We start from the raw sequence: 24,042 nt of genomic DNA, 5'->3' as shown, positions 1-24,042 counted from the left end.
GGAATTATGACCGCCAGCATCCAGACGGGTTCCTCGGGAGCCGATAACAGTGTGAACCAGTTGCCATCCACGCCATCCGCTGCGCCTGAGGCCGCGCCCCTTTCCTCCTACTCGCGTTTCGTGCAGCGCTTGCGGCGCCGCTATGCGGCCGAGCTGCGGCTGCTCGCGCCCGGCGCGCCGCGGCGCGAAGCGATGGCCGCGGCCTACGACGCGCTGCGCGCGCGCGGCGACGCGGTGGGCGATGCGCTGCGCACCGTGCGCCAGCTCGTCATGGAGCGGCTGGTCACGCTCGACTGCGACCACCAGGCGCCGTTGGCCGTGGTGACCACCGCGGTGACCGAACTCGCGGAGTTCGCGCTCGACGTCGCCTGCCGCGACGCCTGCCAGGAACTCGACGCGCTGCACGGCGCGCCGCTCGGGCCCGACGGGCAGCGCGCGCAGCTCTGGGTGGTGGGCATGGGCAAGCTCGGCGCGCGCGAGCTCAACGTTTCGAGCGACATCGACCTGATCTACCTCTACGACGCCGACGGCGAGACCGGGGGCGACGCCGACGGCCGCGGCCGACTGTCGAACCAGGAGTATTTCGGGCGCGCCGTGAAGCGCATCTACGCGCTGGTGGGCGACACCACCGAGCACGGCTTCGTGTTCCGCGTCGACCTGGCGCTCCGGCCGAACGGCAATTCCGGCCCGAGCGTGGTCTCGCTCGATGCGCTCGAAGAGTATTTTCAGGTGCAAGGCCGCGAATGGGAACGCTTTGCCTGGATGAAGAGCCGGGTCGTGGCGCCGCGCGCCATCGTGTCCGAGGGACTCGCGCAGGGCTTGCGCGCCACGGTGCTGCCGTTCGTGTTCCGCCGCTACCTCGACTACAGCGTGTTCGATTCGCTGCGCACGCTGCACCGGCAGATCCGCGAGCAGTCGGCGCGGCGCAGCGCCGGGCGGCCCGAGCGCGCGAACGACGTGAAGCTCTCGCGCGGCGGCATCCGCGAGATCGAATTCACCGTGCAGCTGCTGCAGGTAGTACGCGGCGGGCAGTTCCCCGAACTGCGCACCCGGCCCACGCTCGATGCGCTGCAACGGCTGGCGCGCGCAGGCCTCATGCCGCAGGAGACCGCCGACACGCTGGCCACGGCCTACGAGTTCCTGCGCCGCGTCGAGCACCGCATCCAGTACCTCGACGACCAACAGACGCACATGCTGCCGGTGGCCGACGACGATCTGCGCTGGGTCGCACAGACCATGGGCTACGCCAACTGCTGCCCGTTTCTCGAGCAGCTCGATGCGCACCGCGAGTTCGTCGCGCAGGAGTTCGACAAGCTCTTGGGCGGCGACAAACCCTGCAACGGCAAGTGCAGCGGCAAGAACGCCGCCGCACCGACCGATCTGGCCGACCTGCTCGATCGCCTGCCGCCCGCCTTTGCGGCGCGCATCCACGACTGGTGCGAACAGCCGCGCATGATGGCGCTGCGCGACGAGACGCGCGCGCGGCTGCGGCAGCTGGTGCAGCGCACCGGGCAATGGCTCGAGGAACCCGACGGCGACGGACCGGGGCAGACGCCGCGCCACGTCCAGGCTGCATTGCGCTGGGCCGACTGGATCGAACCGCTGCTGCGGCGCGAAAGCTACCTGGCGCTGCTGGTCGAGCGGCCCGCCGTACAGGAGCGCCTGCTGCGCCTACTAGGCGCCGCCAAGTGGCCCGCGCGCTACCTGATGCAGCACCCGGGCGTGATCGACGAACTTGCGAGCGACGAGATGCTCTCGGGCCGCTTCGTCGCGGCCGAATTCGAGAGCGAGCTCGAGGCACGGCATGCGTCGCTGACCCGCACCGGCGAGGCCGACGAAGAGCGGCTCTTGAACCTGCTGCGCCACGCCCACCATGCCGAGGTGTTCCGCACGCTCGCGCGCGACGTGGACGGCCGGCTCACGGTCGAGCAGGTGGCCGACGACCTGAGCGCGCTGGCCGACGCCACGCTGCGCGTGACGGCACGCTGGTGCTGGCCGCATGTGCGCAACCGGCACCGCGAGGTGCCGCAGTTCGCGATCATCGGCTACGGCAAGCTCGGCGGAAAGGAACTGGGCTACGGCAGCGACCTCGACATCGTGTTCGTCTACGACGACGACGACGAGCGCGCCGGAGAGGTCTACGCCGCCTACGTGCGCAAGCTGATCAACTGGCTCACCGTGAAGACGCGCGAAGGCGACCTGTTCGAGATCGACACGGCCCTGCGACCCAACGGCAACTCGGGCCTCCTGACGACCAGCTTCGAAGCCTACGAGCGCTACCAGCTTGGCCGCGGCAGCAACACCGCGTGGACCTGGGAACACCAGGCGATGACGCGCGCGCGCTACGTGCTCGGCAGCGCAGCGCTCGGCGAGCGTTTCGACCAGGTGCGCGAGGCCGTGATCGTGGCGCCGCGCGACCGCGAGGCGCTGAAGGCCGAGATCATCGCGATGCGCAACAAGGTGCGCAGCGCCCGGCCGGTCAAGGCCGACCGATTCGACGTCAAGCACAGCCCCGGCGGCATGGTCGACGCCGAGTTCGTGCTGCAGTTCCTCGTGCTGTCGTCGTCGGCGGAACACCCGGAGCTCATACCGAACCTCGGCAACATCGCACTGTTGCTGCGCGCCGAAGCGGCGGGGCTGCTGCCCGAAGGGGTCGGCCGCGCGGCCGCCACCGCTTACCGCGAGCTGCGGCGCGTGCAGCACCGCGCGCGCCTCAACGAGGAACCGACCCAGGTCGCGCCGACGGCGCTGGCGGCCCAACGCGACGCGATGCTCGCGCTCTGGAAAGCGGTGTTCGGCGGATGAGGGCCGCCGCCCGTCTTCATGCACCCTGGGCCGCATGCGCGCTGGCGCTCGCGGTGCTTCTCGCGGGCTGCGCCAGCGGTCCGCGCGGCGGCCGCGACGGACCGGCGGCGAGCATTCCCGCCGGCCTCGACCGCGTGCCCGACGCCGAGCCCCGCATCGAGCCCATCCGCGCGAGCGGCGGCACGAGCAAGCCCTACACGGTGCTGGGCCGCGCCTACCAGCCGATCACCGACGACCGGCCTTTCCGCGAATCGGGCATCGCCTCGTGGTACGGGCGCAAGTTCCACAGCGCATCGACCGCGAGCGGCGAGCCCTACGACATGTACGCCATGACGGCCGCGCACAAGACGCTGCCGCTGCCGAGCTACGTGCGCGTGCGCAACCCGGCCAACGGCCGCGAGGTGATCGTGCGCGTGAACGACCGGGGGCCTTTCGTCGACGGCCGCATCATCGACCTGAGCTACACCGCGGCGCTCAAGCTCGACCTTTTGCGCGGCGTGGCGCCGGTCGAGATCGAGCGCATCACGAACGAAGACATCCGCACCGGCGCCTGGCGGCGCGACGCGGGCAGCACCTATGCCGCGGCCGGCCGTGCTGCCCCGGCGCCCCGCGCCACAGGCGCGTCGGTGGCGGTGCCCGCGGCCTGGGCCGCGCCGGTGGCGGCGAATGCGCCCGAAGCGGTGACCATGCCCGTGACGCCGCCGACGCCGGTCGCGCCCGCTGCCCAGTCAGTGCCGCCCGTGGCCGACCCCGGGCGCGACACGCCGCCGCCGCGGGCGCCGATCGTGGTGACCGACCTCGCGCCGCTCGAACCGCTTGCCGCACCTGCAGCGCCCAGCCCGGCATCCGCCGCAACGCCCTCGCCCGCTGCGTCCGCCGGCTTCTGGGTGCAGCTCGGCGCGTTCCGCGAGCACGACGGTGCACGGCGCCTGCTGGGCGAGGCGGCGCGTGGCCTGCCTGCGCTGGCGCCGCAACTGCGGGTGTTCAGCGAGGCCGGCACGCACCGGCTGCAGGCCGGGCCTTTTGTGTCGCGCGAAGCGGCCGGCGAGGTCGTTTCGCAGCTGCGAGAGACCCTGCGCATCACGCCTGTGGTGGTCGAGCGCCGCTGAGCCGGGCAGCCTGCCTATTTCGACGCATAGCGGCTTGCAATGCGCGCCAGTTTGTCCGGATTGCGCTGCACGCGGATGCGCGCGATGCGCTCGCCGTCGATCTCGAAGGTCTGTACCGATTCGAGCTGCCCGTCGATGAAGCGCAGCAGGCCCGGCTCGCCATTGATGTCGACGAATTCCATACGGACCGCCGCGCCCATACGGCGCCAGAGCGCGAAGTAGAGCAGCGCCACGCGCCGGCTGCCGCGCAGCGCCTTGCTGAAGGTCTGCACCTTGCCGCCACCGTCGCCGATCAGCTCGGCGTCTTCGGCCATCAGCGCCTTGAGATCGTGCAGGCTGCCGCGCGCCGCGGCATCGGCAAAGGCGCGCAGCAGGCGCTCGTGGGTCTCGCGCGGCACCTTGAAGCGCGGGCGCGCCTCCTGCAGCTGGGCCTTCGCGCGGTGCACCAGTTGCCGACAGGCGGCCTCGCTCTTGCCGAGCGTGCTGGCGATCTCGTCGTAGTCGGCGTCGAACACTTCGCGCAGCAGGAACGCAGCACGCGCCTCGGGTGCAAGGCGTTCGAGCACGGCAAGGAAGGCGATCGAGACGTTGTCCGCGCGCTCGAGCAGCGCTTCAGGCGAGGTCGGCCCCTCAGTGAGCGTGGGCTCTGGCATCCAGGCGCCGATGTAATGCTCGCGCTGAACCTTGGCGGCGCGCAGACGATCGATCGAGAGGCGGGTGACGACGGTGACCAACCAGGCTTCGGCACTCTCGAGGCGGGCCTTGTCGGCTTCATGCCAGCGCAGCCAGGCGTCCTGCACAACCTCTTCGGCCTCGGCAACGGAGCCGAGCATGCGGTAGGCGATGCCTTGAAGGCGGCGGCGGTGGCTGTCGAAAGCGAGAGTCGGGTCGTCCATGCTCGCTAGACGGACGGACGACCGGATTTGTGACAGGCAAGCCGCCCCGTCGGGCCGATCGGGCTCAGGCGCCCTGGTACTCGGACTTGGGCGCGACGGTCGCGGCCAGTTCCTTGCGGTAGCGGTTGAGTTCCTGCACGGTCTTGAAGCTGCGGTCCATCAGCAGGCTCAGGTTGTGCAGGATGCGCTCGCCGACCTTGCTCTCCCAGACCGCATCGAACTTGATCTGCTTGTCGAGCCAGTGCTCGAGCCAGTCCGGGTCGGGCATGCGGCTCTGGATCGTGTCGTTCGGGAACAGCGCCTTGTTGACGTGCAGGTTGGTCGGATGCAGCGCCTGCGCGGTGCGGCGTGCACTGGCCATCAGCACGCCGACCTTGGTGAAGGCGGCACGTGCCTCGTCGCCGAATTTTTCCATCGCGCGCTTCATGTAGCGCAGGTAGGCGCCGCCATGGCGGGCCTCGTCCTGGCTCAGCGTGGTGTAGATGTGCTTGATGACCGGCTCGGTATGCCACTGCGCGGCGCGGCGGTACCAGTGGTTGAGGCGAATCTCGCCGCAGAAGTGCAGCATCAGCGTCTCGAGCGGCGGCGCCGGGTCGAAATCGAAGCGGACCTCGTGCAGCTCCTGCTCGGTCGGCGCATGCTGGGGGCTGAAGCGCTTGAGGTACTCCATGAGCACCAGCGAATGCTTCTGCTCCTCGAAGAACCAGATCGACATGAAGGCCGAGAAATCACTATCGTGGCGGTTGTCGCGCAGGAACATCTCGGTGGCCGGCAGCGCCGCCCACTCGGTGATGGCGTTCATTTTGATGGTTTGCGCCTGCTCATCAGACAGCAGTGACGCATCGAACGACTGCCAGGGAATGTCCTTGTCCATGTCCCAGCGGACGGATTCGAGTTGTCTGAAGAGTTCTGGATAAAGCATCAAAATCTTTCTAAGGCCGTCGATTTTAGTCGGCTGAGCTTGGCCTGCCTGTGACAGACGGGCGATGATGCGTTTGTACGCAGTGTCCGATACGCCGGATTCGTGCACTTATTGACACCAGGAGTTCCCATGCGAATCCCCTTTCGTTGGCCGCTTGCCGCCATCGCTGCAGGCCTGCTGGCCCCCGGCACCGCGCTCGCGCAGGCCTCCGCCGGTGCAGCGAACCCGCCAGCCGCGGCGGCGGCCGCAGGCGCCGCGTGCCCGGCAGTGCTTCAGCACTCGTTCCCGCGCCTGCAGGACGAGAAACCCCAGTCGTTGTGCCAGTATTCGGGCAAGGTGGTGCTGGTGGTGAACACCGCGAGCTTCTGCGGGTTCACCCCGCAATACAAGGGGCTGGAGGCACTCGACAGCAAATATCGGGCGCGCGGCCTCGTGGTGCTCGGTTTTCCGTCCAACGACTTCTCGCAGGAATCGGGCTCCAACAAGGAAATCGCCGATTTCTGCGAAAGCACCTTCGGCGTGAAGTTTCCGATGTTCGCCAAGACCTCGGTGCGCGGCGCGGAGGCCAACCCGCTGTTCAAGCAGCTCGCGCTCGCTTCGGGCACGACACCGAAATGGAATTTCTACAAATACCTGATCGGGCGCGACGGCAAAGTGGTGCAGGCCTGGTCGAGCATGACGGCGCCGGATGAGGCCGCCTTCGTGAAGGCCATCGAAGGCCAGCTCGCAGCGAACTGAAACCTGATGACGTGCCGCAACCGATGGTCACAAACGTTTACCACTGGGGCGGGAACCGGGCTGGCACACTGTGCTCATAACGAGCGTGGGCAGCCAAATGCTCTCCGGTTTTTCATGTTGCGAGGTCTTCCAGGCGTCCAGTCTGGTTGAAATCCCGAGGTGATTCTTCTCCTCCTCCCTCCCTCCCTCCTTCGCGTCGGGGCGCCTCGCAGCATTTTTGTATTGTTTGATGGGAACAGGCGCAGCTGAAAAGGCTTCCCGCCATTGAAAAAGGCGCCAGAGGCGCCTTTTTTCACGGTTGCGTATCGATGAAGCTGGGCCGCAGCATCAGCTTGTCGTACAGCTTGGCCAGATTGCCGTGCGCGCCGCGCCAGTCGATCTCGGGAAAGCGGAGCCCGACCCAGCCGAGCGCACAACCCACCGCGATGTCCGAAAGGCTCAGGTGGATGCCGCTGCAGAAGGGCTTGTCGGCGAGCCCCTTGGCCATGGCCCCAATGCCGCCCTCGACCTTGGCGCGCTGGCGCGCGATCCAGGCCGTGCTGCGCTCGGCGTCGCCGCGGCCGCTCCAGGTCGCCTCGAGGCGCCACAGCACGCCCGCATCCATCACGCCATCGGCCAGCGCCTCCCAGGTCTTGACCTCGGCGCGCTCACGGCCCTGCTGGGGAATGAGCTTGCCCACGGGAGACAGGGTGTCGAGGTATTCGACAATCACGCGGGAATCGAACATCGCGTCGCCGCCTTCCATGACGAGGCAAGGCACCTTCCCGAGCGGGTTGGACTGCGCGATGGTGGTGTCAGCGGACCAGACGTCTTCAAGCACGAACTGGTAGTCGAGCCGCTTCTCGGCCAACACCACGCGCACCTTGCGCACATAGGGGCTGGCGGCCGATCCGATCAGTTTCATGAAGACTCTCTCCCTCTGGATTGGTAACGTTTGTTCGATGCCATTTTAGGGGAAGGCCGAAAAGTGCAGCCTGCGAACTGTCGCGGATGCGGGACGGCGGCCCGCCTAAAATTCGGGCATGAGCTTCTCCACCGTCTCCGCCCTCTCCCCACTGGACGGCCGCTATGCGGCCAAACTCGCGGCATTGCGCCCGCTGATGAGCGAACAGGGCTACATGCACCGGCGCGTGCAGGTCGAGGTGGCATGGTTCATCGCGCTGTCGGACTGCGGCTTCGCCGAATTCAAGCCGCTCACGGGCGGCGCCCGCAAGTACCTGCTGGGCCTGGTGTCGCACTTCTCCGAAGCCGATGCGCTCGCGATCAAGGAGATCGAAAAGACCACCAACCACGACGTGAAGGCGGTCGAATACTGGATCAAGTCCAAGTTCGAGGCGCGGCCAGAACTGCTGGCTGCCGCCGAGTTCGTCCACTTCGCCTGCACCAGCGAGGACATCAACAACACCAGCCACGCGCTGCAGATCCAGGCCGCCCGCGAGAAGGTGCTGCTGCCCGCCATCGACGGGCTGATCGCCAAGCTGCGCGAGATGGCGCACCAGTTCGCAGGCGTGTCGATGCTGTCGCGCACTCACGGCCAGACCGCGAGCCCGACCACGGTCGGCAAGGAAATCGCCAACGTGGCGGTGCGGCTGTCGAAGGCCCGCGCCCAGATCGCGGCCGTGCAGTTGCTCGGCAAGATGAACGGGGCGGTGGGCAACTACAACGCGCATCTCGCCGCCTGGCCCGACTTCGACTGGGAGGCGTTCAGCCGCAAGGTGGTCGAAACGCCCGCGCCGCTCGGCCTGGGCCTGAGCTTCCAGCCCTACAGCATCCAGATCGAGCCGCACGACTACATGGCCGAGCTGTTCGACGCGGTGGCGCGCACCAACACCATCCTGGTGGATTTCTCGCGCGACATCTGGGGCTACGTGAGCCTGGGCTACTTCAAGCAGCGGCTCAAGAAGGGCGAGATCGGCTCCTCGACCATGCCGCACAAGGTCAATCCGATCGATTTCGAGAACGCCGAAGGCAACCTGGGGCTGGCCAACGCGGTGCTGCGCCACCTCAGCGAGAAGCTGCCGGTCAGCCGCTGGCAGCGCGACCTGACCGACAGCACCGTGCTGCGCAACATCGGCGTGGCCTTCGGTTACGCGACGCTGGCCTATGCCAGCCTGGCCACGGGCCTCGGCAAGCTCGAGATCAACGAGGAAGCGCTCGCGGAGGATCTCGATGCCTCGTGGGAAGTGCTGGCCGAGCCGATCCAGACGGTGATGCGCCGCTACGGCGTGCAGGGCGCCTACGAGCAGCTCAAGGAAGTGACGCGCGGCAAGACGGTGACGGCCGAGGCGCTGCACGGGCTGATCCGCTCGCTCGACATTCCCGAGACCGAGAAGACGCGGCTGCTGGCCATGACGCCCGCGAGCTACGTGGGCAAGGCGGCGGAGCTCGCCAATCGAATCTGAGGGGGCGCCTACACTCGCGCACCCATGGCCCTCAAATCCACCATCTTCAAGGCCACCGTCGCGGTGGCCGATATCGACCACGGCTACTACGCCGACCACGCGCTGACGCTGGCGCGCCATCCCAGCGAGACCGACGAGCGCATGATGATCCGGCTCGTCGCGCTGGCGCTCAACGCGCACAAGCTGCAGGACGTGTGCCACGGAGACGGCACGCTGGCCTTTGGCGCGGGACTGTCGAACGTCGAGGAGCCCGACGTCTGGCTGCGCGACTTCACGGGCGAGACCAAGCTCTGGATCGAGGTCGGCCAGCCCGAGGACAAACCCGTCATCAAGGCGTGCGGCAAGGCGGACGAGGTGATCGTCTACTGCTTCAACCACGCGGCCGAGATCTGGTGGCGCGGCATCGAAGGCAAGCTCGCGCGGCCGCAGAACCTGCAGGTGTACCGCGTACCCACCGAAGCCTCGCAGGCGCTGGCCCTGCTCGCGCAGCGCAGCATGCAGCTGCAGGCGACGATCCAGGAAAACACGTTGACGCTGGGCGACGGCAGCCGCAGCATCGACGTCGAGCTGAAGCGCTGGAAGTAGGCAGCGCGCCTCTCTCGGTTGCTCGTCAGGCAGCCGGCATCATGCGGCCGCACTGCCAGCACTGCTCGAAGCCCCCCTCGACGCGCTCGCCGCAGCTGCAGCGCCAATCGCGCTGCGGCCGGTGCTGCGCCGCATGCAGCACCTGCTGCGCCAGCTCGAACCGGCTGTCGTCGTCGATCCAGATCTCGGGCAGGCACTGATCGGGCGGCAGGTGGCCCATCGCGGCGCCGAGGAATTCGCGCTGCACGGTGGCCTCGATGCCCTCCTCGCGCAAGGCATGCACCCACAGGGTGGCGATCGCGAGGTTGGGGGCTTGGGCGAGGCGGCGCATGCGCTGGCCTTTCAGGGGGTGTCGTCCGGGCCGAGCGGCTCGGCCGGGTCGTCGGGCCACTGCGGCGGCTCGGCCTCGCGCGCACGTTCCGCATAGCGGTTGAAGCGCCATGCCGAATCTTCCATGGTGATACGGCGCCAGGTGACGCGCTTTTCGGCCGGCGTCATCGCGGGCCAGTGCTGCACCTCGTCGAAGCTGCGGCCGCAGCCCTTGCATTCGTCGTCGCCCTGGCTGGTGGAGCAGATCGCGATGCAGGGCGTGTCGGGGGTGCTGTGGTACCAGTCGAGCCAGGCGGCCCAGGCCTCGGCGGGGAAACCGGCTTCGGCGACCTCGTCCTCGTGGTGGAACACCATGAGGGCGTAGACCTCGGCGAGTGCGCGCAATTCCGGCGCCAGGGTGATGCCGTCAGGCGAGGGACTTTTGGCGCGCCAATGGTTGATGGCGGCCTCGATGTCGGTGATGTGAATGGCGGCCATGGGAGAGAAGAAACAGCGAGCGGCGATCATAGTCCCGCAATTCCCGAGGGCCGCCGGAGGTTAATCAGTGCTATGAATTCGATAGCTCACAAGGCAGATTTAACAAGGCTTTCCAGCCAGCCGTGCAAAACTGCCGAAAACTTTCGGTTGCCAGATCGGGGGCCGCGATGATCTAATTCGCGCACGAAGGGGAGTAGCTCCCGACTGCCATTCACGATGGCGGGAATCGACAGGTCGTCAATACGAAGCACAACACTTCCGGCCTGTCGGGCGACGCGTGCCTTGCTTTGGGGTGCGTGCCGTCGAGCAAGACCTTCGATTTGAACCTGCGCAGGTTTGGTCGAAGCGTTCCTGACTCCCGGTCGTCACCCCGGTCTTCGTCACGCTTCGAACTTCCTGCACGGGATGAATCGAAACGCAACGCATGCGCCGGACCGCCGCTTCCACCCGGAATCGGCGGCCACGCACGAAGACAAGAGGAATCTATGGAACAGTTCATGACCCCGGAATTCTGGGTCGCGGTCGGTCAGATCATCATGATCGACATCCTGCTCGGCGGCGACAACGCCGTCGTCATCGCCCTGGCATGCCGCAAGCTGCCACCCGCCCAGCGCACGAAGGGCATCCTGTGGGGCACGGCAGGCGCCATCGTGCTGCGGGTCATCCTGATCTTCTTTGCGCTCACGCTGCTGGCCATTCCGTTCCTGAAGCTGGCCGGTGCCGTGCTGCTGCTGTGGATCGGCGTGAAGCTGCTTGCGCCCGACCATGACGATGCGCACGGCAACATCGCCGCCAGCGACAAGCTCTGGGGTGCGGTCAAGACCGTGATCATTGCCGACCTCGTGATGAGCGTGGACAACGTGATCGCCATTGCGGGTGCCGCACAGGGCGCCGGCGAAGCACATCAGATGCCGCTCGTGATCTTCGGCCTGCTCGTGAGCATCCCGATCATCGTCTGGGGCAGCCAGCTGGTCATCAAGCTGATGGACCGCTTCCCGATGATCATCACGCTCGGCGGCATGCTGCTGGGCTGGATTGCCGGCACGATGGCCGTGTCCGACCCCGCCCTGGCGAACACCGCTGCCTGGACCTGGGTGCCGAAGGTGCCGCAGACCGACCTGATCCGCTACGGCGCGGGCATCTTCGGTGCGCTGCTGGTGCTGGTCATCGGCAAGTGGGTGGCCATGCGCCAGGCGCGCCGGCATCCTCCTGCCGAAACCGCCACCAGCACCGGCAGCTGATCGCCGCAGAGGCCGCACTCGCCCAGCGGGCAGCCTCTGCCACCCTCACCATCCCACCGAGGAGCGGACCGTGGAAAAGATCATTCTCTATGTCGACGACGCCGGCTACGCCGCAGAGCAGTTCGCCGAACTCGCTCCGGACGCGGACAGCGTGGTGGCCCGGCATTGGGTGCTCGTTGCCTGCGCACCCCGCATGACACACCGCATCAGCAAATGGGTGAGCCATAGCGCGCGTGAGAACTGGCGCGCCAAGTGGTTCAGCAAGGTGCAGGCTCAGTTGCTACCGCTGCTCGAGCGCAATGGCGGGCAGGTCACGCCGGTGCTCGCCAAGGGGCCGCTCACCGAGCTCACGCAGCAGCTGAAGCGCGAGCATGCCGCCACGCACGTCGTCGACGCCCGGCGTCCCAAGATCGGCGTCGACCTCGAGCCGATCACGCCCGACCAGGCGCCGCGGCGCCAGTCGGGCTGGACCTTCCCGGGTGCCGTGATGGGCATGGGCACGCTGCTGGTGCTGGCCAACGAACTGGCCGAATAGGCGCGCGGCGCTTCCCCGACGAGCCCCGGTGCGGCAACGCCCCGGGGCTCGTTGTTTTTCAGGGTGCCTGGGTTATCCTGCGGCCATGCGCATCATCATCAAATGGCTGCTCAGTGCCGTGGCGCTGCTCGCGGTGGCCTACATCTATCCCGGCGTCCAGATCAACAACTTCGGGGTGGCACTGATCGCGGCCGCCATCGTCGGCTTGCTCAACATGGTCGTCAGGCCCGTGCTGGTGGTGCTGACGCTGCCGGTCACGATCGTCACGCTCGGGCTGTTCCTGTTCGTGATCAATGCGCTGCTGTTCTGGGCCGCCTCGGGGCTGCTCGGCGGCTTCCAGGTCAATGGCTTCCTGGCGGCACTGATCGGCTCGCTGATCTATTCGCTGCTGGGCCTCCTCATCGAGGCCGCGCTCGGCGGCCTGCTCTCGAAACGCTGAGCCACCGCGCTACCTGAGCGGCGGCTCTTCCGCCTGCCGCTTCACCAGCACGTCGACCGCCCGCGCGCGGCTGTCGATGATCGAGGCCTCGTAGTGATCGACGGGCGTGCCCGGCCGGCGCATGAGTTCCTGCGCCGCCTTGAGGCGGTCGCGCGCCGCCGGATAGTCGAGGATCGCCACGTTGGCCTCGGCCTCAGCACGCACGGCGCGCACCGTGTCGTTCTGCGCGCCGTACAGGCTGGCCAGCGCGCGCCACGCCGTCGCGTCGCGCGGGTTCGCGGCCACCCAGTCGCGCAGCACCGGCACCAGCGGCGCGGGCTGGCGCGTTGCCACGGCGGCATCGGCCGCGAGCAGCATCTCGGGCCGCTCTTTCGACTTGACATCGAGCAGGCCAGCGGCGCGCGGCGCATCGCCGGACGCCAATGCGATCTCGGCTTGCAGCCAGCGGGCCAGCTTGGCGGCGGAAGCGTCGTCGGCCGTGCGCACCGCGAGCCGCTCGGCCAACGCACCGGCGGCCTTGTGGTCGCGCAGTTCCTTGGCCGCGAAGGCCGCGGCGTACAGCGTGCCCGCCTGCTGGGCCGGGCTGCTGCGCGCGAACTCGCCGCTGCCGGCCGCATCGATCCAGAGCCGCAGCACATCGACGCCCGGCCGCGTGAGCGCGCGGGCGCGCGCGGCCACCATCGCGTGGTCCATGGCGAGCGGCAAGGGCTCGACTGCATCCATGCGGAACTGGAAGCGCCCCTGCATGTCGGAAATGCGCTCGGAATTGAGCGGATGGCTGCGCAGGTACGGGTACGAGCCGTTGTCGTTGAGCCGCGAGGCGTACTGCAGCTTCTCGAACATGGTGGCCGCCCCCTGCGGCGCGAAGCCGGCCTGCGTCATCACGCCGAAGCCCACGCGGTCGGCCTCGCGCTCCATGTCGCGCGAGAAGCTCAGCTGGTTCTGCATGAAGAGCGCCTGGCTGCCCATGATGACGGCCTGCCCCGCATCGGCATTGCGGCTCTTGCTGGCCGCGATCATGCCGAGGATCAGGCCCGCGATCATCAGCGGCATCTGCTTGCCCTGCTGATTCATCATGCGCGAGATGTGGCGTTGCGTGACGTGCGACAGCTCGTGGCCGAGCACCGTCGCCAGTTCGTCGCGGCTGCCCACCGCGGCGATCAGGCCCATGTTCAGGCCGAGGTAGCCGCCCGGCAGCGCAAAGGCATTGATGTTGCGGTCGCGCCCGAGCAGCACCACCCAGGCAAAGCGCTCGTCGAGCTCGGGCGTGAGCTCGCCGCGCTGGCGCGCTGCCGCTAGCAGGCGCTGCCAGATCTCTCGCACGTAGGCGCCGACCACCGGATCGTCGACGTAGTCGGTGTCGCGATAGAGCTCGCGCGCAATCTGGTCGCCAAGCTGGCGTTCGGCACTGGCGGTCATCTCGCCGCCATCGCCCAGGCCCGGCAGCACCTGCAGCTGCGCCCGGGCCGGCACCGGCAGCAGCACCTGCGACGCGATCAGCACGGCCGCACAGAGCGACCGCAGCACAGGCACGGCAGAAGAGGGTCTCGTAGTCTTGGCAGAAGTGGTCGTCAAGCGCGGCATTCCTCGTCGATGGCTCGGGCTCGTATGATGCATCTCCCCACGGAATGTTCACCCCATGAGTAGTTCCCTCACCCATTTTGACGCGCAGGGCCAGGCCCACATGGTTGACATTGCGGCCAAGCCCGCCACGCACCGCGTGGCCGTGGCGACCGGCCGCATCGAGATGCAGCCCGCCACGCTGGCCCTGATCCAGACGGGCACCGCGAAGAAGGGCGACGTGCTCGGCATCGCGCGCATCGCCGGCATCCAGGCGGCCAAGAAGACCAGCGACCTGATCCCGCTGTGCCACCCGTTGGCGCTCACGCGCGTCGCGCTCGCGTTCACGCTGGCCGAGACGGGCCAGGCACCGCAAGTGACCTGCACCGCCACGGTGGAGACCGTGGGCCCGACCGGTGTCGAGATGGAAGCCCTGACCGCCGTGCAGGTGGCGCTGCTCACCATCTACGACATGTGCAAGGCCGTGGACCGGGGGATGCGGATCACCGACGTGCATGTGCGCGAGAAGCACGGCGGCAAGTCGGGGAGCTACGTGGCCGGCTGACAGCTTTGGGCGCTACGGCGCGCCGCGGCGGTCAGTGGCTTCGCCCCGTAGCCAGCGCTCGTATTCGCCCGGAAAGGCGATGCGGAAGCGTTCGGCCTGGGCGCGCGCCTCGGCGTGCCGGCCGAGCAGTTCGGCGCTCTCGATCAGCTTGACGATCACGCGTGGCTCGGGCGAAAAGTGCATCGTCCGCTCGGCCAGCGCGTGCACGGCGGCGGCGTTGGCCGGCGTCACGGCCGTGAGTGTCAGCCCGGCGAAGCCCGCTTGCCGCGCGAACAGCCAGGATCGCCGCGCCTTGGCGAGCGTGTCGTCTTCGTAAGCCGGCAGGCGCTCGTCGCGCGGCAGGTAGATCTGGCTGATGCGGATGTAGTCCCAGCCGGCGTAGCCGACCACCGCCAGCAGCACGGCCGCGGCGGTCGAAGCCGGCACCGGCGGCGCAAGCCACCGCGGCTTGGCGCGCGGCTTTCCGGCGGGCGACGCTGGCCACAGCAGGCCGAGGCAGAGCCCGAAAACCAGCTGGAACGGCCCATACCAGAGCGGATATTCGAGCAGGCTGTGCAGCGTGACAGCGCCCAGCATGCCCCACGCCATGAGCCGAGCGGGATCATGCTCGCGCCAGGGCCGTGCCGCCCACACCATCCACGCGAAACTACCGCAGACCAGCACCGACACCGGCACGCCCAGCTCGACCGCCAGGTGCAGCGGCAGGTTGTGCGCGTTGTCGAGGATCTCGGGGAATCGCGACCCCTCGTACAAGGTGCTGAAGTGCGCGAACGAAAGCTCGCCCCAGCCCCAACCCACCCAGGGGCGCTCGGCGATCAGCGAAAGCACGTTGCGCCAGAGCACCAGCCGCGTGTGGTCGCCAGGCGCGCCCTCCTGCAGTCGGCGCATCATGCCTTCGACCTCGCCAGCAGCGAGCTGCGGCAGCAGCCAGGCCAAGGCGAAGTAGATCGGAATCATCGCGAGCAAGGCCCAGGAAGGCGGCAACACGAAGCGGGCACTTCCTTCTGGTTTTGTTTTCGCCCTGCGCCGCTCCTGCCAAGCAATCCAGGAGACCACGCCGGTGATCGACAGCAGCTGGAGCAAGCCGGTGCGCGATGTCGACGCAGCCGCGGCCACGAGCAGCAGCAGGATGGCCGCCGCCGACCAGCGGCCGCCCCGCGCCGATGGCTGCTGCCGTGTCGCATGAATCCAGAGTGCCGCCACCAGCGCCATGCTGATCAGCGTGGCGAACTGGTTGCGCTGGCGCAGGTTGCCGTAAGCCTGCCCCAGCGCGGGCGTGGTGGTCCAGGGCACCAGCGGCTCGGCCAGGCCGTAGTACTGCAGCAGGCCGAGCACCGCGCTGACCAGGCCCGCGACCAGCACGCCCCAGGCCAGCACGGCCGCCATCAACGGGCCGCCGCGCGCCATGCCGGCACCTACGCAGGCCGCGGCCACCACGCCGCCGAGCGCCACCACGGGCGGAAGCCACAGCGCCGCCGTGCCGGGTGAGGCCACGAACAAGGAAGACAGCACGACGGCGGCCGCGCAAGCGGCCAACCAAGCCCGGACACGGCGCGCCGGCAGGCCGGCCGGCATCGCGAACAGCATCGCCGCGACGCAGAGCCAGGTGGCGAGGAGTTGCCAGGCCTGGACCGAAGGGCCCGCGACCAGCGGGCAGAGGAAGGGAAACGCCACCAGCCCGGCACGGAGGCCGAGGACAACGTTCGGAGAAAGAGCGACGGCCTCGACGGACGTGGCTGCGCGGGAAGTCATTCGGCCGATTGTGCCGACGAGCGGCCGACGAATGGCTGTGAGCGGGAGACGAGCGGTTTTGCAAAAAGAAACATTTGGAGACATTCTTGGACGAACGTCACCCAACTGTGTCTTGGGCGCTTCGGCGCATGCCCGAGCGCGAAAGATCTGCCATGAACCACCCTATTTCGCACCCGCGCATGAAGCATCTACAAGGTTTCACCTTGATCGAAGTGATGATCACGGTCGCGATCATCGGGATCCTTGCCGCCATCGCGATCCCCAGCTACCAGGACTATGTGCGACGCGGCCATCTGGTCGACGGCACCAACGCACTGGCCGCCATGCGCGCCGACATGGAACGCTACTACCAGGACAACCGGACCTACGCGAAGGTTTCCGCAACCATCCTGCCGCCTTGCAATGCCGGCGTCGATGTCAAGAAGCGCACCTTCGGCAAATTCGAGGTCTCTTGCGCAGACGCCGACGCGCCCACCGCCACGACCTTCAGGCTCAGGGCGACCGGGTCGGGACCCGCCGAGGATGTGATCTACACGATCGACCACCAGAACGTCCGCGCCACGGCCAAGATGCCCTCGGGATGGTCGGGCTGGACCAGCACTTGCGACACCTCCTGGATCGTGAAGAAAGGGCAGGCGTGCTGAACCAGCGGGCCCTCCCGCGCGCGCGGGGCTTCACCCTGGTCGAGATGATCGTCACCGTGGCGATCCTGGCCTTGCTGGGTGCGCTGGCCATGCCGTCGATGATCGGCTGGGTGCGCAACAACAAGGTCCGCACGGTGGCCGATTCGCTCCAGAACGGCCTGCGGAATGCCCAGGCCGAGGCCACGCGCCGAAGCCGCCAGGTGGTCTTTTCGCTGACGGAAGACAAGCCCAAGGCGAACGGCTACACGGCCAAGGCGAACGGAAGCAATTGGGCCATCAGCACGGTGGCACTGGCGGCTGGGGGGGGCAGCGCTTTCATCGAAGCCGGCATCCTGCGTGATGTCGGCTCGGGTGTGGTGATCGACGGGCCCATGGCGCTCTGCTTCAGTTCGATCGGCCGCCTGGCTGAGAACGCCAGCCCCGGTGTGACCGATGCGGAGTGCGAGCTCCCGTCCGGAACGCCTCCGGTGCATGCCTTCACCGTTCGCATGAGCGACGAGGTCGAAGGCGATCGCCAGTTGAAGGTCACGGTGGCATTGGGCGGCCAGGTGCGCCTCTGCGATCCCGCCAAGACTCTTTCGGACAGCCATCCGGACGGTTGCCAGTCATGAACAAGAGAAAGCCGCGCCCTCTTCCCCGCCGTGCGCAAGCCGGCGTGGCGCTGCTCGAAATACTTGTTTCGGTGCTGTTGTTTTCGCTCGGCTTGCTGGGCCTCATCGGCCTGCAGGCGCGCGCCATTGGCTTTTCGAACGATGCCGAAGACCGCAACCGCGCGGCGTTGCTTGCCAACGAGGTGGCCGCCCAGATGGTGCTCCATGGATCGGCGACCCTTCCGGCCGAAAAGCTCGACCAATGGAAAGAGCGCGTGGCCGAGCCGACGACCGGCGGCCTGCCCGCCGGCGTCGGCGAGGTGGAGGTCGACGGCATTGCGGCCAACGTGACCATCAAATGGCGCGCGCCCTCGCACGACACCGACAGCCAACTCACGACGCGCATCGTCGTCCTGCCGCCATGAGCTACAAGCTGCACACTTTGGGGGCCCGGCACGCGCGCGGCCTGACGCTGGTCGAACTGCTGGTCGCCATGGCCATCGGGCTCGTGGTGACACTGGCCGTCACCAGCGCCGTCATCTTCGGCGAATCGACCAAGCGCACCACCACCGCGGTCAACGACATGGGGCAGACGGGCGCCTATGCGGCCCACGTGCTCGATCGCGCCCTGCGAAGCGCCGGCTCCGGCCTGACCCAGTCGTGGAACCTGGGCGTGTTCGGGTGCAAGGTACAGGCCAAGCGCAAGAACGCCGCAATCCTGCCGCGCACCACGGCGTTTCCGGCGCCGTTCGAGAAGTTCCTCGGCGGTGCGGCCGGCGCCGCCAACCTTCGCGTGTTGCCGGTGGTGATCGGCAAGGGCCAGTCGCCCGACGGCGTCTCGGACGTGCTGATGGTGATGGGCAGCGACGCGGCGGCGGGCGACGTGCCGCGTCAGATCATTTCTCTCGGTGCGAGCGCGGACATCCTGCGCCTCGACAACACGGTGCGCATCAAGGCACGAGACGTGGCGCTGGTCAGCAATCCCGACGTCGCCGACTGCCTGGTCGAGCAGGTCGACCCCGCCTTCGCCGATGCCGCGGCCAACGAACTGCTGACGCTGAAGGGCGACTACTACACAGCGGGCGCAGGAACCACCCTGTCCGACCTGGTGATCGGCGGCTCGGCGAATCTCACCATGCTGGGCAACATCGCGGACGCCGGCGGCAACATCCAGTTCACGCTGTTCGGGGTGAACAGCGACCGCACGCTGATGAGCCACGACCTGCTGCGGATCAACGGCAATGACGAGTCGCAGGCTCTCGCCGATGGCGTCATGGAGATGCACGCGATCTACGGCATCGACACGGACGAGAACGGAACGTTGGACGGCTGGGCCGCCCCCGATGCGACGGACTACGACCTGGCCGGCTTGATGGCCAATACGGGGAAGACGCCCGAAGACCTTGCCAAGGCGGCAAAGAAGATCGCGGCCGTGCGTGTTGCGGTGATCCTGCGCAGCAGCATTGCCGAGAAGGACGACGTCAGCTTCGGCATTCCCGAGATCTTTGCCGACACGGACGTGGCCCGCGACGCGGTCGCGTTTCCGGCCGGAGACGGCCGGCGCAAGTACCGGTACCGCGTCGTCGAATTCACCGTCCCGCTGCGCAACATGCTGCTGCTGTCCAGATCATGATCCTTCGTCCTTCCCGGCATCCCCACCGCGCAGAGCAACGCGGCGTCGTGCTCCTGTTGTGCCTGATCGTGCTGGTGGTGCTTCTCGCCGGCGGCGTGGCCGTGGTGCGATCGATGAACACCTCGCTGTCGAGCGCCGGCAACCTGGCGTTCAAGCGCGACCTGGTCAACCAGGGCGAACAGGCCGCGGCCAAGGTGCTGGCGCTGTTCGACAAAGACACCGGCGGTGCGCTCTCTGCCGACACGGCCAACCATGCCAGTGCGAAGGCGTTCAACTACAGCGCGAAGGAACTGCCGTCGAACGGGCGCGGCATCCCGACCGTGCTGCTCGGCAGCGACGATGCATTCAACGTGGTGGCGAGCACGGCGAACGACATCCAGGATGCCGCGCGCAAGGATCAGGTCCGCGTGCGCTACGTCATCGACCGCCTCTGCAACGACGTCGGCGTGCCGGGCAAGGCCAACTGCGTGTATGCGCCCGCGAGCAACGATGTGCGCGGCGGCAGCGTGCAGGAGTCCGGGCGCCCGGCGCCACCCAAGGCCGTCGTCTACCGGCTGAGCATCCGGGTGGATGGCCCACGCGACACGCAGGTGTTCCTGCAGACCTCTTTCCGAAATCCCGAATGACGCATCGCGCACTTGCCATGAACTCATCGTCCGCTCCTGTGCCTTGCCTGACCCGGGCCTTCGCCGCCGCTGCATGCCTGCTGGGCCTGGGCGGCGCCGTCCATGCAGCCAGCCTGGCGAACCAGCCGGTGTTCTCGACCTCGAACGTGCCCGGCAATTTGGCGCTGGCACTGTCGGTGGAATGGCCGACCGCCTCGCGCACCGCGCACACGGCAAACTATTCCAGCGCCAGCACCTTCCTGGGCTATTTCGATCCCAACAAGTGCTACAGCTACGTCACCGACGCCACGCGCAACGAAACCAACACCGGCGACAAGAGCTACTTCAACCCGACGGGCGTCGCCACGGGGCGCAAGTGCAATGCGGTCACCGGCACCTGGAGCGGCAATTTCCTGAACTGGGCCGCGACCGCGACCATCGATCCGTTCCGATGGGCGATGACCGGCGGCCGACGCGTGGTGGACACGCCCAGCGAGACCATCCTCGAAAAAGGCTACCACTCGGGTCAGGGCCTCTTTCCCGACCGCACCTTGCCTGTGGCCGAGATCGCCGGCGCAACCCCCTTCATTTCCGCGACCAGCCTTTCCGTCGCAGTCAATGGCCTTGCCTATGCGATGCGCGTCACAACCACTGGCGGGGCGCTGAAGGGCGAGTACTACAAGAACGCCAACAAGGGCTTCTCCGGCAAGCCGACAGCAACTGTGGCTGCGGACACCGCCGACCACACGTGGGGCACGAAAGAGCCTGTATCCGACGTGGGCGCGAACAACTTCACGGCACGGTACACGGGCGCCTTCACCGCGCCGGTCGCCGGCACCTACACGTTCCGCGTCCGAGCGGACGATGGCGTGCGCCTGTGGATCTCGGACGTTCTCAAGATCGACAAGTGGATCGACCAGGGTGCGACCAGCTACGACACGACGGTGACCCTGACCGCGGGGCAGAGCTTCGACGTCAAGATCGAGTACTACGAGAACAGTGGCGATGCAACGCTGCAGTTCTGGTGGAAGAAGCCAGGCGACGATGCCTTCAGCATCTTCACCAGCAATGTCAGCGCGGCGGGTTCCAAGGATTACACGATGCGCAACCGGGTGTGCGTGCCGACCGCTCCGGGTGGCGTGGAAAGCAATTGCAAGCAGTACGCATCCGGCTGGAAGCCCGAGGGCCTGATCCAGCAGTACGCGCGAAGGATGCGCTTCAGCGCCTTCGGCTACCTCAACGAAACCGGCAATGGGCGCGATGGCGCCGTGTTGCGGGCGCGTCAGAAATTCGTCGGTCCGACGAAGCCGGAGCCTGGGGTTCCGGACGTCACCAACCTGCTGAGGGAGTGGGACGAGAACGGGGTCTTCGTCCCCAACCCTGATTCCGAGGACGCCTCCGACACCAACGCCAACGGTGTGACGATCAGCGACAGCGGCGTGATCAACTACTTGAACAAGTTCGGCCAGCTGGTGCCGGGCAACTACAAGTCGAACGACCCGGTCAGCGAGCTTTATTACGCCGCGCTGCGCTACTACCGGAACCTGGGCAACGTGCCGGAGTGGAGCAACCTCAACACCACGGACAAAGCCACCACCGCCACGCGCCTCGACGGTTTTCCGGTCATCAAGAACTGGGACGATCCCATCCAGTATTCGTGCCAACGGAATTTCGTGCTGGGCATCGGTGACATCTACACCCACGGCGACAAGAACGTGCCGGGCAACACGAACAAAACCGACGAGCCTGATCTTCCGGCCAAGGTCAGGGACGACGCTTCCGTAAATGCGGTCACGGCGACGAACAAGGTAGGCCAATTGCAGGGCATGGGCGACAACCTCGGCACGCGAACGAACATCTCGAACAATTGCTGCAGCAACAATTCGGCGCGCATGGCCGGGCTCGCCTATGACGCCAACGCCAAGGACATCCGTCCTGACGTGGCCAATGAGCCCAACACGATCGGCAAGCAGACGGTCCAGACCTACTGGGTCGACGTGCTCGAGCAGGCATTCCAGGCGAACAACCAGTTCTATCTGGCCGCCAAGTTCGGCGGTCTCAAGATCCCCTCCGACCTGAAGGATTTCGATCCCTACACCTTCACGGGCCCCATCCCGCAGGCCTGGTGGGCGACCAGCACCGACATGCTCACCGACACGCGCGGCTCGGGCACGACCCAGCCACGGCCGGACAACTACTTCACGGCCGGGCGGCCCGACGCCATGGTGGACGGCCTGACCCGCGCCTTCGCCAGCATTGCCAACGCCATCAAGTCCTTCACCACCTCGTTCTCGCTGTCGGGCGCGCAGATCTCGTCGTCGGGTGCCGCGTCCTATGCGGCCCAATACGACTCCAACGGATGGACCGGCGTCGTGAGCGGCAGCCTGCTCACCTTTCCGAACGACGTTCCAACCACCACCGAGCGCTGGAACACCGCCAAGACGCTCGAGGATCAACTGACCGGCACCGGCTGGGACACCGCGCGCCAGGTGGTGACCTGGAACGGCACGGCCGGCGTGCCGTTCCGCGCCGGCAACGTCACATCGGCACAGCTGTCCGCGCTCGACACGCCCTGGGCCGCGGGGAACGACAGCACGGACTTCCTCAACTACCTGCGCGGAGACCGCAGCAAGGAACGAACCGCGACCGACGACACCAAGCCCTACCGCCGTCGCACGCTGCTGCTCGGCGACGTCGTGAACGCCAAGGTCACGCCCGTGGGCCCGCCCGCGGCCCCGCTCTCGAATACCGTGAATCCGGGATACGCCGCGTTCAAGAAAACCTACGTCAGCCGGCCGACCATGGTCTACGTGGGCGCAAATGACGGCATGCTGCACGCCTTCAACGGTGCCCTTGAAGGCACGAACGCCGGCAAGGAACAGTTCGCCTACGTGCCCAGCGTCCTGTTCTCGGGCCCGAGCAATCCGGCCACGCCGACCGTCGACGGGCTGCGCCAACTCGGCAATCCCGACTACGAGCACCGCTACTACGTCGACGCGACGCCCAGGGCCTTCGACATCGACTTCAACAGCGCGGGTGGCACCTTCACGACCACGGCGAGCGGCAGCGGTGCCGACTGGCGCACCCTGCTGATCGGCGGACTTGGCAAGGGCGGCAAGGGCTTCTACGCCATCGACATCACCGACCCCGCCAACATGCTGACCGAGGACACCGTCAAGACCAAGGTGCTCTGGGAGTTCACCACGGCCACGGCAGGCGTCGGCAACACGCTGGGCTTCAGCTTCGGTACGCCGATCGTTCTGAAGACGAAGAAATACGGCTGGGTGGTGGTGCTCACCTCAGGCTACAACAACGGCGACGGCTTCGGCTACGTCTACTTCGTGAACCCGAGGACCGGTGCCTTGCTCGAGAAAGTGCAAACCGGCAATGCGTCGGACGGTCTCGCACAGGCGACCGCCTACATCACCGACTTCACCGACGGCACCGCCGATGCCATCTATGCCGGCGACCTGAACGGGCAACTCTGGCGGTTCGACGTGACAGCCGCCAAAGGCAGCTCGGGCTACTACCCCGCGCCCCTGAAGCTCGCGACGCTGACCGACGCGAACACCAACGGCAATCCGCAGCCCATCACGACCCAGCCCTTGGTCGAGATCGATCCGAAGACCAAGAAGCGCTACGTCCTGCTCGGAACCGGCCAACTGCTCGATACCGTGGACATCAGCTCGACGGCCATGCAGAGCTTCTATGCGATCGTCGATGGCAATGCGGCGAGCTTCGCGACGGGTGGCACCTACCCCATCACGCGCAGCATGTTGACCGAGATCACCAAAGCCAACTTAGAAAAGACAACACCCGTCACCTTCGGCGACACGCGCGGCTGGTTCCACGATCTCGGCAAAGACACGACCATCGCCTGGCGCATGGTGCTGAACCCGACTTCGTTCAACGGTGTGGTGCTGTTTTCGAGCCTGCTCACGACGGGCAATGCATGCAGCCCATCGGGTCAAAGCCGGATCTACGCAGTGAACTTCGGCTCGGGAATCACGGCGCTGGTGAACGGAGCGGCGTATTACAGCCATGGTTCGGCCATCATCGACCTTCAGATCTACAACCAAAACGGAAAAACTCGCGGCATGGGAGGCGACGTCAATGCCGAAAAACCTGACCCGAAGATCGATTTCGGCAAAGGGTCGTCGCTGCGCTTGTTGAATTGGCGGGAAGTGACGACTGTGGAGTAGGAGACCAAGGAA

The 24,042-nt window shown here is 67.1% G+C and carries 22 protein-coding genes; 15 read left to right on the top strand and 7 right to left on the bottom strand.

Features of this window, described 5'->3' with window-relative positions; translation table 11 throughout:
* The first annotated feature begins 6 nt into the window (after window positions 1-6).
* A complete protein-coding gene (glnE, locus tag AC3A6J_RS15540; protein ID WP_487860860.1) occupies window positions 7-2,805 on the top strand; it encodes a bifunctional [glutamate--ammonia ligase]-adenylyl-L-tyrosine phosphorylase/[glutamate--ammonia-ligase] adenylyltransferase in 2,799 nt (932 codons plus the stop codon).
* Window positions 2,802-3,914, top strand: coding sequence for a septal ring lytic transglycosylase RlpA family protein (locus AC3A6J_RS15535; protein WP_487860859.1), 1,113 nt, complete (start codon window positions 2,802-2,804; stop codon window positions 3,912-3,914). The genes glnE and AC3A6J_RS15535 overlap by 4 nt, the downstream gene beginning before the upstream one ends.
* Before the next feature lie 14 nt (window positions 3,915-3,928).
* Here the strand turns inward: AC3A6J_RS15535 and AC3A6J_RS15530 are convergent, their stop codons facing one another.
* Window positions 3,929-4,810, bottom strand: coding sequence for an RNA polymerase sigma-70 factor (locus AC3A6J_RS15530; RefSeq protein ID WP_487860858.1), 882 nt, complete (start codon window positions 4,808-4,810; stop codon window positions 3,929-3,931).
* A 64-nt stretch (window positions 4,811-4,874) separates the two neighbouring features.
* Window positions 4,875-5,732 carry a ferritin family protein gene (locus AC3A6J_RS15525; protein WP_487860857.1) on the bottom strand — a complete coding sequence of 286 codons (858 nt, stop codon included), beginning with the start codon at window positions 5,730-5,732 and terminating at the stop codon, window positions 4,875-4,877.
* A gap of 129 nt (window positions 5,733-5,861) precedes the next feature.
* On the opposite strand from AC3A6J_RS15525, the gene AC3A6J_RS15520 reads away from it, so the two are divergent.
* Entirely contained in the window at window positions 5,862-6,470 is a 609-nt protein-coding gene (locus AC3A6J_RS15520; protein ID WP_487860856.1) for a glutathione peroxidase, read from the top strand.
* Window positions 6,471-6,762: 292 nt separating this feature from the next.
* Here AC3A6J_RS15520 and AC3A6J_RS15515 read toward each other — a convergent pair whose 3' ends face one another.
* Complete coding sequence (locus AC3A6J_RS15515) at window positions 6,763-7,374, bottom strand: glutathione S-transferase N-terminal domain-containing protein (RefSeq protein WP_487860855.1); 612 nt, start codon at window positions 7,372-7,374, stop codon at window positions 6,763-6,765.
* Window positions 7,375-7,492: 118 nt separating this feature from the next.
* Between AC3A6J_RS15515 and purB the strand changes: the two genes are divergently transcribed.
* Together purB and AC3A6J_RS15505 are read left to right on the top strand one after the other, a co-directional pair.
* The gene (purB, locus tag AC3A6J_RS15510) at window positions 7,493-8,872 is read left to right on the top strand and encodes an adenylosuccinate lyase (protein ID WP_487860854.1); all 1,380 of its coding nucleotides are present in this window, start codon (window positions 7,493-7,495) and stop codon (window positions 8,870-8,872) included.
* Window positions 8,873-8,896: 24 nt separating this feature from the next.
* A complete protein-coding gene (locus tag AC3A6J_RS15505) occupies window positions 8,897-9,457 on the top strand; it encodes a YaeQ family protein (protein ID WP_487860853.1) in 561 nt (186 codons plus the stop codon).
* Window positions 9,458-9,482: 25 nt separating this feature from the next.
* On the opposite strand, the gene AC3A6J_RS15500 is transcribed toward AC3A6J_RS15505, so the two are convergent.
* Window positions 9,483-9,788, bottom strand: coding sequence for a putative signal transducing protein (locus AC3A6J_RS15500; RefSeq protein WP_487860852.1), 306 nt, complete (start codon window positions 9,786-9,788; stop codon window positions 9,483-9,485).
* Between the two features lie 11 nt (window positions 9,789-9,799).
* Window positions 9,800-10,264 carry a DUF3717 domain-containing protein gene (locus AC3A6J_RS15495; RefSeq protein WP_487860851.1) on the bottom strand — a complete coding sequence of 155 codons (465 nt, stop codon included), beginning with the start codon at window positions 10,262-10,264 and terminating at the stop codon, window positions 9,800-9,802.
* 485 nt (window positions 10,265-10,749) lie between these two features.
* Between AC3A6J_RS15495 and AC3A6J_RS15490 the strand changes: the two genes are divergently transcribed.
* From AC3A6J_RS15490 to AC3A6J_RS15480, 3 genes are all read left to right on the top strand, one after another.
* Window positions 10,750-11,505, top strand: coding sequence for a TerC family protein (locus tag AC3A6J_RS15490; protein WP_487860850.1), 756 nt, complete (start codon window positions 10,750-10,752; stop codon window positions 11,503-11,505).
* Between the two features lie 70 nt (window positions 11,506-11,575).
* Window positions 11,576-12,040 (top strand): hypothetical protein, encoded by a 465-nt coding sequence (locus tag AC3A6J_RS15485; protein ID WP_487860849.1) that lies wholly within the window; start codon window positions 11,576-11,578, stop codon window positions 12,038-12,040.
* Window positions 12,041-12,125: 85 nt separating this feature from the next.
* Window positions 12,126-12,479 (top strand): phage holin family protein, encoded by a 354-nt coding sequence (locus AC3A6J_RS15480; protein ID WP_487860848.1) that lies wholly within the window; start codon window positions 12,126-12,128, stop codon window positions 12,477-12,479.
* Between the two features lie 9 nt (window positions 12,480-12,488).
* Here AC3A6J_RS15480 and AC3A6J_RS15475 read toward each other — a convergent pair whose 3' ends face one another.
* Window positions 12,489-14,063, bottom strand: coding sequence for a M48 family metalloprotease (locus AC3A6J_RS15475; protein WP_487860847.1), 1,575 nt, complete (start codon window positions 14,061-14,063; stop codon window positions 12,489-12,491).
* A gap of 55 nt (window positions 14,064-14,118) precedes the next feature.
* Here AC3A6J_RS15475 and moaC point away from each other — a divergent pair, with 55 nt between their 5' ends.
* On the top strand, window positions 14,119-14,604 hold the full coding sequence (moaC, locus tag AC3A6J_RS15470; protein ID WP_487860846.1) for a cyclic pyranopterin monophosphate synthase MoaC: 486 nt from the start codon (window positions 14,119-14,121) through the stop codon (window positions 14,602-14,604).
* Window positions 14,605-14,616: 12 nt separating this feature from the next.
* Here the strand turns inward: moaC and AC3A6J_RS15465 are convergent, their stop codons facing one another.
* Window positions 14,617-16,356 (bottom strand): PglL family O-oligosaccharyltransferase, encoded by a 1,740-nt coding sequence (locus AC3A6J_RS15465; RefSeq protein ID WP_487860845.1) that lies wholly within the window; start codon window positions 16,354-16,356, stop codon window positions 14,617-14,619.
* An 86-nt stretch (window positions 16,357-16,442) separates the two neighbouring features.
* Between AC3A6J_RS15465 and AC3A6J_RS15460 the strand changes: the two genes are divergently transcribed.
* Genes AC3A6J_RS15460 through AC3A6J_RS15435 form a run of 6 tightly spaced genes read left to right on the top strand, consistent with a single transcriptional unit; the run spans window position 16,443 to window position 24,030 of the window.
* The gene (locus AC3A6J_RS15460; protein WP_487860844.1) at window positions 16,443-17,000 is read left to right on the top strand and encodes a type IV pilin protein; all 558 of its coding nucleotides are present in this window, start codon (window positions 16,443-16,445) and stop codon (window positions 16,998-17,000) included.
* Complete coding sequence (locus tag AC3A6J_RS15455) at window positions 16,994-17,611, top strand: pilus assembly FimT family protein (RefSeq protein ID WP_487860843.1); 618 nt, start codon at window positions 16,994-16,996, stop codon at window positions 17,609-17,611. Before AC3A6J_RS15460 ends, AC3A6J_RS15455 begins: the two co-directional genes overlap by 7 nt.
* Window positions 17,608-18,015 (top strand): type IV pilus modification PilV family protein, encoded by a 408-nt coding sequence (locus AC3A6J_RS15450; protein WP_487860842.1) that lies wholly within the window; start codon window positions 17,608-17,610, stop codon window positions 18,013-18,015. Before AC3A6J_RS15455 ends, AC3A6J_RS15450 begins: the two co-directional genes overlap by 4 nt.
* Window positions 18,012-19,223: a PilW family protein gene (locus AC3A6J_RS15445; protein WP_487860841.1), complete on the top strand. Its 1,212-nt coding sequence runs from the start codon at window positions 18,012-18,014 to the stop codon at window positions 19,221-19,223. The genes AC3A6J_RS15450 and AC3A6J_RS15445 overlap by 4 nt, the downstream gene beginning before the upstream one ends.
* Window positions 19,220-19,849: a pilus assembly PilX family protein gene (locus tag AC3A6J_RS15440; RefSeq protein ID WP_487860840.1), complete on the top strand. Its 630-nt coding sequence runs from the start codon at window positions 19,220-19,222 to the stop codon at window positions 19,847-19,849. Before AC3A6J_RS15445 ends, AC3A6J_RS15440 begins: the two co-directional genes overlap by 4 nt.
* A gap of 17 nt (window positions 19,850-19,866) precedes the next feature.
* The gene (locus tag AC3A6J_RS15435) at window positions 19,867-24,030 is read left to right on the top strand and encodes a PilC/PilY family type IV pilus protein (protein WP_487860839.1); all 4,164 of its coding nucleotides are present in this window, start codon (window positions 19,867-19,869) and stop codon (window positions 24,028-24,030) included.
* The last annotated feature ends 12 nt before the right edge of the window (window positions 24,031-24,042 follow it).

The sequence above is a fragment of the Variovorax sp. Soil_C_39 genome (genome assembly GCF_057656815.1).
Note: the sequence above shows the minus strand (reverse complement) of the source record. Positions and strands in the feature narration are given on the sequence as shown.